The 15,451-nt window shown below is 41.8% G+C and carries 12 protein-coding genes; 10 read left to right on the top strand and 2 right to left on the bottom strand.

All coding sequences use genetic code 11. The features are described 5' to 3' along the window. Positions 1–294: 294 nt before the first annotated feature. Positions 295–489, top strand: a complete 195-nt coding sequence (locus V7K61_RS04790) for a hypothetical protein (RefSeq protein WP_094350397.1) — start codon at positions 295–297, stop codon at positions 487–489. Positions 490–1,125: 636 nt separating this feature from the next. Further along, positions 1,126–2,943 carry a tetratricopeptide repeat protein gene (locus V7K61_RS04795; protein ID WP_335051417.1) on the top strand — a complete coding sequence of 606 codons (1,818 nt, stop codon included), beginning with the start codon at positions 1,126–1,128 and terminating at the stop codon, positions 2,941–2,943. Positions 2,944–3,158: 215 nt separating this feature from the next. Here V7K61_RS04795 and V7K61_RS04800 read toward each other — a convergent pair whose 3' ends face one another. After that, positions 3,159–4,361: an FAD-dependent oxidoreductase gene (locus V7K61_RS04800; protein WP_335051419.1), complete on the bottom strand. Its 1,203-nt coding sequence runs from the start codon at positions 4,359–4,361 to the stop codon at positions 3,159–3,161. A 390-nt stretch (positions 4,362–4,751) separates the two neighbouring features. Between V7K61_RS04800 and V7K61_RS04805 the strand changes: the two genes are divergently transcribed. From V7K61_RS04805 to V7K61_RS04835, 7 genes are all read left to right on the top strand, one after another. Next, complete coding sequence (locus V7K61_RS04805; RefSeq protein ID WP_335051421.1) at positions 4,752–5,462, top strand: pentapeptide repeat-containing protein; 711 nt, start codon at positions 4,752–4,754, stop codon at positions 5,460–5,462. A 239-nt stretch (positions 5,463–5,701) separates the two neighbouring features. Beyond that, the gene (locus tag V7K61_RS04810; RefSeq protein WP_335051424.1) at positions 5,702–7,177 is read left to right on the top strand and encodes a pentapeptide repeat-containing protein; all 1,476 of its coding nucleotides are present in this window, start codon (positions 5,702–5,704) and stop codon (positions 7,175–7,177) included. Positions 7,178–7,474: 297 nt separating this feature from the next. Continuing rightward, complete coding sequence (locus V7K61_RS04815; protein ID WP_099101828.1) at positions 7,475–7,714, top strand: hypothetical protein; 240 nt, start codon at positions 7,475–7,477, stop codon at positions 7,712–7,714. Continuing rightward, the gene (locus tag V7K61_RS04820) at positions 7,702–8,142 is read left to right on the top strand and encodes a type II toxin-antitoxin system VapC family toxin (RefSeq protein ID WP_335051426.1); all 441 of its coding nucleotides are present in this window, start codon (positions 7,702–7,704) and stop codon (positions 8,140–8,142) included. Before V7K61_RS04815 ends, V7K61_RS04820 begins: the two co-directional genes overlap by 13 nt. Before the next feature lie 9 nt (positions 8,143–8,151). Further along, positions 8,152–8,334 carry a hypothetical protein gene (locus tag V7K61_RS04825; RefSeq protein ID WP_335051428.1) on the top strand — a complete coding sequence of 61 codons (183 nt, stop codon included), beginning with the start codon at positions 8,152–8,154 and terminating at the stop codon, positions 8,332–8,334. 133 nt (positions 8,335–8,467) lie between these two features. Beyond that, positions 8,468–8,725 carry a hypothetical protein gene (locus V7K61_RS04830; protein WP_335051430.1) on the top strand — a complete coding sequence of 86 codons (258 nt, stop codon included), beginning with the start codon at positions 8,468–8,470 and terminating at the stop codon, positions 8,723–8,725. Positions 8,726–8,791: 66 nt separating this feature from the next. Further along, positions 8,792–10,096, top strand: a complete 1,305-nt coding sequence (locus V7K61_RS04835) for a P-loop NTPase fold protein (protein ID WP_335051432.1) — start codon at positions 8,792–8,794, stop codon at positions 10,094–10,096. A 151-nt stretch (positions 10,097–10,247) separates the two neighbouring features. On the opposite strand, the gene V7K61_RS04840 is transcribed toward V7K61_RS04835, so the two are convergent. Then, positions 10,248–10,556: a hypothetical protein gene (locus V7K61_RS04840; protein WP_335051434.1), complete on the bottom strand. Its 309-nt coding sequence runs from the start codon at positions 10,554–10,556 to the stop codon at positions 10,248–10,250. A gap of 111 nt (positions 10,557–10,667) precedes the next feature. Between V7K61_RS04840 and V7K61_RS04845 the strand changes: the two genes are divergently transcribed. Further along, complete coding sequence (locus V7K61_RS04845) at positions 10,668–15,434, top strand: nSTAND1 domain-containing NTPase (protein WP_335051436.1); 4,767 nt, start codon at positions 10,668–10,670, stop codon at positions 15,432–15,434. The last annotated feature ends 17 nt before the right edge of the window (positions 15,435–15,451 follow it).

A 15,451-nucleotide genomic window follows, 5' to 3' on the forward strand; every position in this document is an offset into this window, starting at 1 on the left:
TTTGTGGCTATGTTGTTTTAAAACTGACCAAATCAATACATTCTGTTGGCGCTTTTGCTCATCGCTCCACCAATTATGTTCACAATCGCGTCTGCACGTAAATTTCGAGGCACTACAACGATGTGTGCAAAGGGATTTGGGCAATCTCATAACCCAAAAATCAACAAGCGAAGTAAGCTATTGCGGCAACGCAGTCTAGAAGCTCCAATTAAAAGCATTTGTTTAGTTATGTCGCAAGAATCGGGAAAATGTTAAAGTTAAAAGCGATCGCTACGCGAAAAATGTAAATAAGATATGGCTGACCAAAAAGATAAAGCTCAAGAAAAAAACCGGCTTGAACAGCTCCAAGAAGAACAAGGCAACACGGATTCTAAACACTCAGGGGGTGCTGGCGCTTCTGGTGGTAACTCCGGTGCAGGTAAATCCGGCACATCAAAAATTTCTGCCACTGGTACACCTGATGACATTGAAAAAGTTGATCAGGAGTAAAGCTGACTCCGAGGACGAGTCAAGGTTTCACTGCATCGGTCATTAGTAACTCAACTCAACAATGGTGGATTGAATACCTAATATAGCGGTTCTCGGCCCAAGTGATGTACAAGAACCCCACCCCCAACCCCCTCCCCGCAAGCGAGGAGGGGGCTAAGATGTATCTTGTATGATTAGGAAACGCTATATCATGTCCGCTTGATTAATTATTAAACCCGAAGAAGCCCAAAGAGCCAGGTGCTAACAGCGGGTTTCCCGACTTATACCCCTCCGGGGAAGCAAGCTACGCGCAGCGTCTCCCCCTGGGAGAAGCACCTCGCGGGTGGAGTGCAATGACTCTGGGAATTATAACTAATTATACGTACATAATTATGATTATTTAGTCCACCATCGCGATCGCAACGCTTATGTCAGAAGGCGCACCCTAAACTTAAGTAATGTTTAGCAGGATTGAAACAAAAATCAATATGCACTTTCCTATAACAACAGCAAACTTTCAAATAAATGAAATCGATTCGCAAAATTGAAATAAAAAATCCTAGCAACAGACACAACAGTAGTTGGAATAATTTTCAAAACATATCGTTAAGAATCTTGATGCTTTAGGCTAGAGAATGTCAAAAGCTAAAAAATTATATGAATTCTGAAGATTTTTTTAACCAAGGATTAAACCACAATTTGCAAGGAGATTATCAAGCAGCGATCGCAGCTTACATCCAAGCAATCAAGCTAAATCCTGATTATGCCGAAGCTTACCATAATCGCGGGCTGATTTTAACTGGTCAACTCAAAGATTATCGCAGTGCGATCGCAGATTACAACCGCGCCATCGAAATCAATCCCAATTTTGCCTTAGCTTATTACAATCGGGCTAATGCTCGTTACTTTTTAGCCGATTATGAAGGTGCGATCGCCGATCATAACGCAGCATTACAACTAGATCCGAATTTAGCCCAATCTTACCACAGTCGGGGCAATGCCTACTTTGCTTTGGAAAACTACGACAAAGCGATCGCAGATTATATCCAAACTATAGAAACGAGTACCCAATTAGCTGATAATATCAATATTGATATTGCCAATGCTTATCATAATCGGGGCGTAACTCTTTTTGAACGTGGAGATCGTCAAGGGGCAATCGCAGATTTTCAGCAAGCTTTACAATGGCATCCTCATTTTGCCGCAGCTTACAGCAATCGCGGCAATATTCACCAGATTTTAGGCAATTATCAGGAAGCGATCGCTGACCATAACCAAGCATTACAATTAGATCCTAACTTGGCAGAGGCTTATCATAACCGAGGTAATGCTCACTACGCTTTAGCAGATTATCAAAGTGCGATCGCAGATTACAACCATGCCCTAAAAATCAATCCCAACTTTGCTGGAGCGTACTATAATCGGGGTCTGGTGCTTGCTCACCTCAAAAACTATCATGAAGCAATTGCAGACTTTAACCAAGCATTAAAGCTGAATCCTGATGATGTGCAAGCTTATTGTGAGCGGGGTCTAGTTCGTAGTACTCTTGAAGACTATCAGGGTGCGATCGCAGATTATGACCAAGCATTGCAAGAAAATCCGACTCTCGCTTTAGTATATGGCTTTCGGGCAAATGCTCGTCGGCGATTGGGAGACTATCAAGGTGCAATTGAAGATAGCAATCGCCTATTACAACTCAATCCTAATTTAGCAGAAGGATATTGCGATCGCGCGGCAGCTCGTCGTTCTATAGGAGATCATAAAGGCGCAATTAAAGATTACGATCGAGCATTGCAAATTAATGATAACTTAGCCGCAGCTTATTATGGTCGGAGTATTGCCCGTGAAGCTCTGCAAGATTTACAAGGAGCAATTGATGATAACACTGAAGCGATAAAGCTTGTTCCTGATTTTTCCCAAGCCTATTGCAATCGGGGAAATGCGCGTCGTCTTTTAGGGGATGAACAAGGAGCGCTTACAGATTATAATCAAGCATTAAAAATTAATCCTGATTTAATTGAAGCATATTACAACCGAGGTTCTACCCACTATGCTTTAGAAGAATATGAAAGTGCGATCGCAGATTACACCCAAGCTTTGCAAATAAATCCCCAATCTGCTGCATTTTACAGCGATCGGGCTAATGCTCGCTATGCCTTAGAAGATTATCAAGGGGCAATAGAAGATTACAGTCGAGCGATCGCGCTTGACCCCAGCTTTGCCGAAGACTGGTACAATCGGGGTCGTAGCCGTTCTCTGTTGGGAGACTTACAAGGAGCGCTTACAGACTTAAACCAAGCCTTACAGCGTCAGCCTAATTGGGCTTCAGCTTACATCCTTCGGGCAGATGTCTACCGGAATTTGGGAGACTCTCAAGGAGCAATTAGAGATTTTCAGAAATCCGCAGACTTGTATTACCAAGAAGGGAATATCCAGTATTACCAACAAATTATTGAGTTAATTGAACAGCTTTGATCGGGGGATTGGGAAGACACTTGTTTAATTAATCTTCCTCATCTCCCTCATCTCCCAATACTGTTGGGTTAAGATAAGACGCGATGAATCGCCGTCTCTACAAAAGATTGATTATTGTAGAGACGGCGATTTATCGCGTCTTTATAATGATTTATCGGATCTTTGCGCTCTACAATTTCCATCAAAAAACCTTAACCGAACCGTATTGCCTCATCTCACCTAGTCCCCAGTCCTTTCATGAAGCGGCGGTCAATCCAATCTTTGTAATGCCAGAAGAGTTTGTGAGGTGGTAAAGTGAAGATGCCTTTTGTTGCGATCGCTCGTCCATCTCCCGTACCAATTAAACTCAAATATTCTTTCTGTGGCTTATAAGGTTTGAGCGGCTTGCCTAATAAAATTCGCTGCAAATTCTCAAACAAGGGTTTACCTTGTCTAACAGCAAATACCCCAGCTTTCGGACGTGGATGATTTACCATTGTGGCAATGTCACCAGATGCAAATACCTGCGGATGCGTTTGAGATTGCAACGTGTCTTCTACTAGAATAAAACCTTGCTCATCAGTTCCTAGTCTAGCGTTTTTTAACCATTCGGGTGCTGATGCTTGTGTTACCCAAAAAATTTTATTGCACTCTACTGTCAAACCAGATTCACATTTTATTTCAAATCCTTCTTTAGCTTCATTATGGGTTTTAGGTGCAATTTTACACACAGTTTCTCCCAGATGTAGCTTAATACCTCGGTCAGTTAAAATGTGCTGAAGTTGATGCCGCACTGATTGATGATAATTGGGCATCAGTTCTTGTCCGCGTTGGAATAAATGAATTTCTAGGTTTTGAATAGGTTGTTGAGTTTCATCCAAAATCCGATGTAAACGAGATTGTATCGATAGCGCTAATTCTACACCGCCCGCGCCACCACCTACGATCGCAATCCTAATTGGTTCTTGAGGATTTTTACCTACAGCTGCAATTAGTTCATACCAATGCTCTAATAACTGCGATACTGGTTTAGCTGCGATCGCATATTCTGCCGCACCTGATACAGACAGTATGGCTGGAGTGCTGCCAATATCAATAGACAGCACATCAAAATCTACCGCAAGTCCGTTAGCACAAAGAACTTTGTTGTTTTTTAAGTCAAGGGCAACTACCGTGTCAATATACAATTGTACTTGAGCAAAGTTCGCCAAGGGTCGCAAGTCAATATGGCATTCATTGTGGCTGTAAAATCCGGCAATATGTCCTGGTAACATCCCAGAGTAGGCTGTCTCTGATGCTGTGGTAATCAGTATCAAACGTACTCCTGTTAACGGTTTGATACCGAACATTTTTATAACAATAGCATGACTGTGACCGCCACCAATTAACACTAGATTTTTAACTATTGGTTGTATATTTTGCTGAGTTGTAATAGTCATTTTTAGTTAATCAATGATTTTGAAGAAGAGTTCAGAACTCAGAATGGGCTAAACCTTAGCTATCCGCTAACAGGAGTCATATCATGTTCGCTTGATTGCTTATTAAACCCGAAGAACCCCACCCCCGCCAAAGCTACGCTTTGTCTCCCCTCCCCGCAAGCGGGGAGGGGATTAAGGGGTGGGGTGCAGTGAATACAACTGATTATTGAAAATGCCAAGAGTATGTATGCTTATGTCTACTTACTCGGAAGTTATATTTTCCATTTTGTTGATTACATAAATAGATTTCAGTACTAAATATGTATAAAACAATATCAGACGCAAATAAATTTTTCAATAAAAAGCGATCATTTAAATTTATTTTCATTAATTATTAATCCTCGTAATCCTATGAAAAATATTTTATCAAAAACTCCCATCCAGCTATCCCAAATATTCCTGCGGATACCAATTTTCCAAAAACAAGTTAAACAAAATCAGCATCATTCGCTAAAACGACGCTTAAGAAGAGCAAGCGAACAGCTAGGAAATAACACTATAGAAATCAGTCTAGCTATAATTAATGATTTAGAACAAATTGCCTATAACTATCCACAGTATCACTGGACGATCGTAGATATTCTTACTACTTTTGTACGAAAGAATGCTCCTTATATGCCCCAAGAGGAAGTAACGAGTAACCTGTCAACAAAAATTCGTGTAGATATTCAAGCTGCGCTGACTGTTATTGCCAGAAGAGATGCAAACAAAGACCCAGTAAATGAGCAACTTGATTTGAGCTTCACGGATATGAGAGGAGCAAACTTGAAAGGGGCGAATCTACAACAGACAAATCTCTATCAAGCTAATCTCGCTGGGGCTAATCTTAGAGAAGCTAATCTAGCGGGGGCAATACTTAGTGCAGCTAATTTAGAAGGAGCTAATTTATATCTAGCGAACTTAGAAGGAGCAATCCTTAGTGCAGCCAATCTAGAGAAAGCTAACCTTTCTGGAGCTAACCTGCATCGTGCTAGTTTATATCTAGCTAGCTTGTATGGAGTAATTATTAATGACACCATACTTGATGGAGCAAACCTCAGAGAAAGCAAATTCTCTGAGTAATATCATATCCGCTTGAATGAAAATTTTTTCTCTACTCCTATTACCTACTCCCTATTCTCAGTGTAATTCGTAATTCTTGTAGCGCCAGCATTTCTTGGTGTCGTGATGTAAAAGTATATTCGATATAATTCCTTAGTTCAATGAGTGTTTTGACACCTATTATAATTTTCTGCTAAATGCTATACTATTTTTCCTCAACATCTAAGTAATAATTCTAGGTTGTAAGGAAAATTTTTACCATGTCTTCTAAAAAGACAGACGCTCTTTTGAATTGGTTGATAACTTTAACAGCTATATTTGGCTGCTCGTTGACTGTAATTTTCTTCGTATTGTCCAATATTAAAGAATTGTCAATTCAAGAAAAAATCCAGTATAGAAACCAAGCTTTAACAACTACTGCAATAGTTTTTCTGGCATCGGCAGCAATGTTTAATACTTATTATGCAGCAAGACGTGCCCAAGCGATGCAGAAGAGTGCGATCGCATCTGAGAAAAACTTAGAAATTGGCTTGCAAAACGCCAAACTCAATCAAGACAGATTGATTGCAGAGCGCTTTATGGGCGCAATTGCCCAGTTAGGCCATGAAAAGGTGGAAACCCGGACAGGTGCAATTTATGCTTTAGAAAGGGTTGCTCAGGATTTTCCTCAAGAACACTGGACAATTATGGAAATCCTCACTGCCTTTGTGCGAGAGAATGCACCCATCCAGCACGTAAAAGGCGAGCAACAAAAGCCGGAATATCAAGGAGCAATTTACTCAAGTCGGCGTCGAGGTGGGTCGCGTCCGACACCGCAGTTGGAGCAAAATCTCCATGAAGAATTCCCCAAAATACGCACCGATATTCAAGCAGCCCTGACTGTTATCGGCAGGCGTAATTTACTCGAAGACCCAAAAGATCAAAAACTTGATTTACGTAACACCGATATTAGACAAGCAGACCTGCTAAAAACTAACCTGCAACAAGCAGACCTGCGTGGCGCTGACTTGAGTGGGGCTGACTTACGTGGGGCTGACTTGAGTGGATGTGACCTTAGTGGCGCTAAACTTATTAGGTCGATTCTTTATGAAACCAAATTAATAAAAGCTAGTTTATATGGAGCCAACCTTTGTTGGGCTAACCTGAATCGCACTAACCTCTCTGGAGCAAACCTGCGTTCAGCCAACCTCTCTGGTGCAAGTCTGCGGGCTGCTAACTTACAGGGAGCGAACCTTTATAAAGCTAACTTGCAACAAGCGACCTTAAAAATGGCTAACCTCTCTGGAGCAAAGTTGTTTTTAGCTAACTTGCAAGGAGCAAAATTGGGTAAAGCCAACCTACACCAAACGGGTTTGATTGGTGCTAACCTCTGTGGGGCGAACTTAAATGGAGCTAACCTTTCTGGGGCTAATTTGAATGCAGCCAAACTCCACCAAACAGAAGTCTATTTTGCCAACCTCTCAGAAGCTAGCTTAACGGAAGCTGACCTATATCAGGCTAATCTGATTGGAGCAAACCTTTATAGGGCAACCTTTTATCAAGCTAACCTGACTCAGGCAAACCTGATGGGAGCTAACTTTTCACAAGCTAATCTCAATGATGTCAAACTGGAAGGGACTATTTTGACAGGAGCGAAAAACTTAGAGTTACAGCAGATTAGAGAGGCACTCGGCGATCGCACCACTCGCCTACCTGATTATATCGAAGCACCGGCACATTGGCGGCAATTGGGTTAAGTTAAGTTATCACAGCATCATTCGTTATTTGGGCGTATTCTACCATTTTCACTTAGTGCTATAGTTTTTACCAAAAATCTCCGTAAATATTTTGGAGATGAAGAAGATGAAAGCTATATCTAATAACAAGACAGACATACCGAGTAATTTGTTTGTAACTCTAATTTTATTTATTAGATTATTTATTTAGCGAAAAACAAGAATATATATGAGAGTACTACCGCCCTCTATGGTTTGTAGGAGAATATAGAAGAGAACAATCTTGCATACAGTCTTAATAAATGTTGAGAGAAAACCATGCAATCAGCTTTACGTATCACAACCAAGGTTTTACCAGGAAACAAAATAGAAATTGAAATTCCAGAAGCTGAAATAGGTGATAGCGTTGATGTATTTGTGATTTTACCAGAAAAATCTGAACCAAAACATCGTTCTGTACTCGACATTATAGAAGAAAGCCGTAGGAGACACCCTTCTCGAAGTGCTGAGGATATAGACAGACAACTACAAGAAGAACGCTTATCATGGGACAGCTAATACTTCCAACAAGTGGCTCTGTTTATATAGATACTCCGGTGGCTATTTATACGATTGAAGGCAACCCTGATTATTACTCTCTTCTGCAACCACTATGGTCTAAGTTTTATACAAGAGAAATTCAAATCATCAGCAGTGAACTAATATTAATGGAGGTTTTAGTTGTTCCATTGCGTAATGGTAATAATTCTTTAGTAGCAGACTATGAAGAACTATTATTATCTCAAGTACAATTAATTCCTATTAGTCAATCACTACTTCGACAAGCTGCGAATCTTCGGGCTACAAGTAACCTCAAAACACCCGATGCTATTCATGCTGCAACAGCTTTATCTGTTAATTCTAACCAATTTATTACCAACGATAAAGGCTTTCGTAATGTTCCTGCTTTACCTGTTGTTATCCTCAGTGAAGTTTTAGTATCTTGAACAAGCACAGTGTGGAAAGCCAATTTGGAAGGCGCATACCTTTACGAAGCCAAAAACCTAGAACAACACCAGATTGATTTGGCAAAAGGCGTAGTTTACCGCCGTAGGCATCGCACAACCATACTACCGAAAAATCTTCAACCACCCAAACATTGGAAAGCTCAAGTTTCACCCTTAGATACTGAAACTTGAACCTTTGAGCATCATGGTTGAACCTTTTAGCTGCTTGCGAGGAGGGGTTGGGGGTGGGGTTCATCTGAATTCTGTTTAATTAAACAGACAAAAGTTTTTTAAAAGATATATATATTTATGTAGGTTGGGTGGAGTGAAACGCAACCCAACATTACCACCAAATTTTATGTTGGGTTACGCTATCGCTGCACCCAACCTACAAAACTACGGTTCTCAAGGTAGACAAGGTTTAGTTATGATTCCCACAGTCATTGCACCCCACCCCCAGCCCCTCCCCGCCTGCGGGGAGGGGAGACAAAGCGTAGCTTTGGCGGGGTGGGGTTCTTGGGTTTTAATAAGTAATCAAGCGGACATGATATCGCTCAATCTGAAGAAGTTTTTTCCGAAATAGCCGCTTTATCGTCTGTATAATCACTGAAATGGGCAAGAGCATTAGGCTGATTTCGGGTAATTTGTGATGAAACTAGATTTAGTCAGGTTTTTTCAAGCTTGCAACCCCAGTAAAACTCTGGTCGTGAGCAAACCGGAGGATAGACAATATTATATTGATTTCTCTAAAGTGCGTGGTGCCAAGATTATTGAGGAACTTGGGCGAACTATCACCCGCCTTTCACCTGAGCAACCCACTTGTCAATTGTTTACCGGACATATCGGTTGTGGCAAATCCACTGAATTACTGCGGCTAAAGGCAGAGTTAGAGCAGCAGGGGTTTCATGTGGTTTATTTCGAGTCTAGCCAAAGCCTGGATATGGCTGATATTGATGTTACAGATATTTTATTAGCAGTAGCTCGTGAGGTGAGTCAAAGTTTAGAAGCAATCAAAATTAACCTCAAACCAGGATACTTTAAAAATCTGTTTACGGAAATTTCTGAGTTTTTGCAAACGCCGCTAGATATAGGCGTTGAGGCGGAATTATCTGTAGGTATTGCCAAGATTACCGCCAAAACTAAAGATAGCCCCAAACTTCGCGGTCAGTTACGGCAATATTTAGAACCGCGTACCAATGGTATTTTAGAATCAATTAACAAAGAATTGCTCAGGCCTGCGATCGAAAAACTCAAGCAGCAGGGTAAAAAAGGACTGGTGGTAATTATAGATAATCTCGACAGAGTGGATAACTCTCAGAAACCTTCCGGTCATTACCAGCCAGAATATCTCTTTGTGGAACGGGGCGAACAGTTAAACCAGCTAAATTGTCATGTTGTTTATACCATTCCGTTAGTATTGATTTTTTCCAACGCTTTAGGAAGGTTAACAAATCGCTTTGGCGTAGACCCCAAGGTTTTGCCGATGGTTCCTGTGCAATTACAAGATGGTTCGCAATTTTCACAGGGAATTCTACTGCTGCAACAGATGGTTATGGCAAGGGCTTTTCCTGGTGTCAGTTGGGAACAAAGTCGGAATTTAATTACTGAGGTTTTTGATAGTCCTGATACTTTAGAGCGACTTTGCCAAGTTAGCGGTGGTCATTTGCGTAATTTGTTAATGTTATTGTTTCGTTGTCTTCAGCAAGAAGACCCACCTTTGTCGCAAGAGTGCGTAAATAGAGTGATTAAACAGCGCCGCAATGAGCTAACTTTGGCAATTACGCCCGATGAATGGGAATTACTGCGTGAGGTAGCGCAAGAGAAAAATTTGAGAGGTCATGAAAGATACGAACTTTTGCTCCGCAGTATGTTTGTATTTGAATACCGGAATGAGGATGGTTCTTGGTTTGATATTAATCCGATTTTGGCTGAAGCCAAGGAATTTAGGTTATAAATCGGCATATATGAACAATTACCCCCCTTAATCCCCCCTTATAAAGGGGGGAAACAAAAAATCTAGTTCCCTCCCCTTTATAAGGGGAGGGTTCGGGTGGGGTAAAACCTTGGTTAATCAGCTATTTCAGACTTGTGTGTACACTGTAGCCTTAAAGGAAGAGAGAAATAGAAATGAGGTTTTCCAGATACCGCGATAAATCAGGTGCGGGAGCTACATCAGTAAGTGCGGGAGCTACATCAGTAAGTGCGGGAGCTACATCAACAAGTGCGGGAGCCATATCAACAAGTGCGGGAGCCATATCAATAACTGCGGGAGCCATATCAATAACTGCGGGAGCCATATCAACAAGTGCGGGAGCCATATCAATAAGTGCGGGAGCCGTTTCAACAAGTCCGGGAGCTGTTTCAACAAGTCCGGGAGCCGTTTCAACAAGTCCGGGAACCGTGTCAGTTGTCATCTTCACAACTACAGCTTTTTACAACTAGCAGAAATCGTCCGTCATCCTTTCTGCCCCCTGCCTCAAAACCCATAGCTTTGTACTTTATGCAAAAGAAAACTGCTGTATGTTATGAGTAATCAGCAAGAGCCAGAAAATTTAGCCTTTGACAATGAACGTTCATTGCAAACTCTGGTGCGAACAATTACCCTTTCGCAGGGAGAATTTTCGCTGATTTTGCTGCGCTGTAACTATGCTGATTTACGTCAGCGTATGGTAGAACGCCTGCGCCAATTATCTCCTGTACACATTCGCGAAATTACTTTACCTGCATCAGTTAAAACGCTTTACACAAATATACGCGAACAACTGGGAGATGAACAGCCACCTGTATTGATGATTTTTGGTTTGGAGTCAGTTAAAGATATTGATACAGTTCTGACTTCAGCTAACCAAGTACGAGAGGAGTTTAGAAAAAACTTCCCATTTCCGATATTGTTGTGGGTTAATGATTCAGTTTTGCAAAAATTGATTCGATTAGCAACTGATTTAGAAAGTTGGGCAACTATCATTGATTTTGAAAATTCTACTGATGAGTTAGTCAACTTTCTCCAGCAAAAAAGTGATGAAATCTTTGCAGGTGACATAACGCCCAATCCCCAAATGTGCCGGGAACTAGAAACCGCCCGTCAAGATTTGCAAAATCGAGGGGAAGTGTTAGAAGCTGCACTTCAAGCAAGTTTAGAGTTTTTGCTTGGTTTAAATGATTATCTACATGACCAGATAGATTCTGCTTTAGGACATTATCAACAAAGCTTGGGGTTCTGGCAACAAAGTAATTATTTAGAACGACAAGGTATATTACTCGTTAATATTGCTTCAGCTTACAACCGCCAAGCTGAAAAAAATCAGACAGAAAATCAATGCTATTGGCAAGAAGCTAGAAATTATCTTCAGCAAGCTATTGAAATTTTTGAACAAGCACAACGTTCAGATTTAGTTGCAAAACATATTACTAAACTGGGTGAAGTGCTACAACGTTTACAAGCATGGCCAGAGTTGCAAAGCCTTGTGGAAAAATCTCTGCCGCTACATCAAAATTATGGCACGCCGTTGCAGTTGGCTAAAGATTATGGTTTTTTAGCAGAAGTAGCCTTAGAACAGTTACGCTGGGGAGAAGCCAACCAACTTGCTGGACAAACATTGCAAATATTAGCTGATATCCCTAATCTTCAATCAGGTGAATTTGGATTGTATCGGTTTGTTTTAGCAAAATCTCAACAGGGTTTAGGTCAAGCTGAAGCAGCAATTAATAGTTTAAAAGCTGCTAAAGCTGAAAGTAATCATCAGTATAACCCGCGATTATATATATCTATATTAGAAAGGTTATGCTCACTTTATTTTGAACAAGGTGAATATCTTAAAGCTTTTAATATTAAGCAAGAGCAATTACAAATTGAACAACAGTATGGTTTCCGCGCTTTTGTTGGGGCATCTTATCTCAACCCGCAGCGACAAGCAATTAACTCTGCACAGTTGCAAGTAGAAAATCCTGAAACCATTGCTCAAGAAATTGCTGCTTCTGGTCGGGGACAAGATGTTAAGCGGTTACAAGAAAGAATTGGCGGGACTGAGCATAAGTTGACTGTAATTCATGGTCAGTCAGGAGTGGGTAAAAGCTCGATTTTGCAGGGTGGATTAATCCCGGCGTTGCAACAGCAAGCAATTGGTGAGCGAGATGCTTTACCTATTTTGTTGCGAGTTTATACCGATTGGGTGGGAATGTTGGGGCAGAGTTTGGCTCAGGCTTTTGAAGAAGTGAGAGGGAATCAATTATTTGCTAATCTTGATTCATCAGCAGCTATTTTAGAACAATTACGGAGAAATGCTGACCGGAATTTGTTGACGGTTTTAATGTTTGACCAGTTTGAGGAGTTTTTCTTTGTTTATCCAGACCAAGGTCAACGACGAGCATTTTATGAGTTTTTGCGAGTTTGTCTAGATATTCCTTTTGTCAAGGTAATTCTGTCTTTGCGGGAAGATTATTTACATTATTTATTAGAATTAGACCGTCTGTTTGATTTAAGTGTAATTAATAATAATATTCTCGATAAAAATATTCGCTATCATTTGGGTAACTTTTCGCCAGCCGATGCGATGGCTGTAGTACAGAGTTTAACAGAACGCTCTCACTTTTATCTGGAACCTGATTTGATTGATGAATTAGTGCGCGATTTAGCCGGTGATTTGGGTGAGGTTCGCCCCATTGAGTTACAAATTGTGGGGACGCAATTACAAACTGAGAAAATTACAACTTTAGATAAGTATCGTCAGTTTGGTACTAAAGAGAAACTAGTTGAGCAATTTTTAGAAGAAGTAATTACAGACTGTGGCGCGGAGAATGAACAGGTTGCACGACTGGTTTTATATTTACTCACAGATGAAAATGGGACTCGTCCTTTAAAAACTCGTGCTGAGTTAGCAGCAGATTTGCCAGCAGAAGCCAATAAACTAGATTTGGTGTTAAAAATTTTTGTGGCATCAAGATTAGTGTTGCTGTTACCAGAATCACCGGCTGACCGTTATCAATTGGTGCATGATTATCTTGTGTCGTTCATTCGCCAACAACAGGGTAATGAAATATTAGCAGAATTAGCTAGAGAGCGAGAACAACGCTTGCAAGTAGAAGAGAGGCTGAAGCTTGAACAAGATGCAAGACAGATATTAGTTGATGCTCAACAAGAAGCCAAGCGACAAATTAGCCAAGGGTGGATGCAGTTGAGAGTGAGTTCTGGTTTAGCGGTATGTCTATTGTTATTTGCAGGTATATCATCCTTTGAAGCAAAACGAGCAGCAGAAACAGCACAAATAGAGGCACAACAAGGAACAAACCTAGAACGGTCTGGAGTTAACGCCTTAAGACAGTTTGAGTATGCTGAGTTAGAATCCCTGGTGGCAGCAATGCAGAGTGGTAAAAATTTAAAAACTCTTGTAAAAAATGGTCGCCTTTTAGAAAAATATCCAGCTATCAGCCCTATTCTTGCTTTGGATACTATTCTCGATAAAATTAAAGAACGTAATCAGTTCCAAGGGGATCAAGGCTATGTTTATAGTGTGAGTTTCAGCCCAGATGGTAAAACCATCGCTACGGCATCATCTGACAACACAGCGCGGTTGTGGACGCTCAACGGGCAGCTGCTCCAAGAATTCAAAGGGCATCAAGGCAGTGTCTTAAGTGTAAGTTTCAGTCCGGACGGCAAAACCATCGCCACGGCATCATCTGACAAGACAGCGCGGTTGTGGACGCTCAACGGGCAACTGCTCCAAGAATTCAAAGGGCATCAAGGCAGTGTCTTAAGTGTAAGTTTCAGCCCGGATGGCAAAACCATCGCCACGGCATCAGCTGACAATACAGCGCGGTTGTGGACACTCAATGGGCAGCTGCTACAAGAATTCAAAGGGCATCAAGGCTGGGTGTATAATCTGAGTTTCAGCCCGGACGGCAAAACCATTGCTACGGCATCATCTGACAATACAGCACGGTTGTGGACGCTCAAAGGGCAACTGCTACAAGCATTCAAAGGGCATCAAAGTGAAGTTAATAGTGTGAGTTTCAGCCCGGACGGCAAAACCATCGCTACGGTATCATCTGACAAGACAGCGCGGTTGTGGACGCTCAAAGGGCAACTACTACAAGAATTCAAAAGGCATCAAGGCAGTGTCTTAAATGTGAGTTTCAGCCCAAATGGCAAAACCATTGCCACGGCATCATCTGACAAGACAGCGCGATTGTGGACGCTCAACGGGCAACTGCTCCAAGAATTCAAAGGGCATCAAGGCAGTGTCTTAAATGTGAGTTTCAGCCCAGATGGCAAAACCATTGCCACGGCATCATTAGACAATACAGCGCGGTTGTGGACACTCAATGGGCAGCTGCTACAAGAATTCAAAGGGCATCAAGGCGAAGTCAATGGTGTGAGTTTCAGCCCAGATGGCAAAACCATTGCCACGGCATCATCTGACAAGACAACGCGATTGTGGACGCTCAACAGGCAACTGCTACAAGAATTCAAAGGGCATCAAGGCGAAGTCAATGGTGTGAGTTTCAGCCCGGACGGCAAAACCGTTGCCACGGCATCATCTGACAAGACAGCGCGATTGTGGACGCTCAACGGGCAACTGCTACAAGAATTCAAAGGGCATCAAAGCAGTGTCTTAAGTGTGAGTTTCAGTCCGAACGGCAAAACCATCGCCACGGCATCATTAGACAATACAGCGCGGTTGTGGACACTTAACGGGCAACTGCTACAAAAATTCAAAGGACATCAAGGCAGTATCTTAAGTGTGAGTTTCAGCCCAGACGGCAAAACCATCGCCACGGCATCATTAGATAAGACAGTGCGGTTGTGGACACTCAATGGGCAGCTGCTACAAGAATTCAAAGGACATAAAGGCTGGGTATATAGTGTGAGTTTCAGCCCAGACGGCAAAACCATCGCCACGGCATCATCTGACAACACAGCACGGTTGTGGACACTTAACGGGCAACTGCTACAAGAATTCAAAGGGTATCAAGGCAGTGTCTTAAGTGTGAGTTTCAGCCCAGACGGCAAAACCATCGCCACAGCATCAGCTGACAATACAGCGCGGTTGTGGACACTCAACGGACAATTGCTACAAGAATTCAAAGGGCATCAAGGTAGTGTAAGAAGTCTCAGTTTCAGCCCGGACGGTAAAACCATCGCCACAGCATCAGCTGACAATACAGCGCGGTTGTGGCCTGTTGAGAATCTAGACCAATTGTTGGTGCGGGGTTGCAATTGGCTGCATTATTATTTGCAGAATCCTAATGTGAATTTGAGTGAGAGCGATCGCCATCTCTGCGAGAATATCAAGTAATTCGTAATTCGTAATTC

This window comes from Nostoc sp. (assembly GCF_036918015.1).
Classification (GTDB): domain Bacteria; phylum Cyanobacteriota; class Cyanobacteriia; order Cyanobacteriales; family Nostocaceae; genus Nostoc.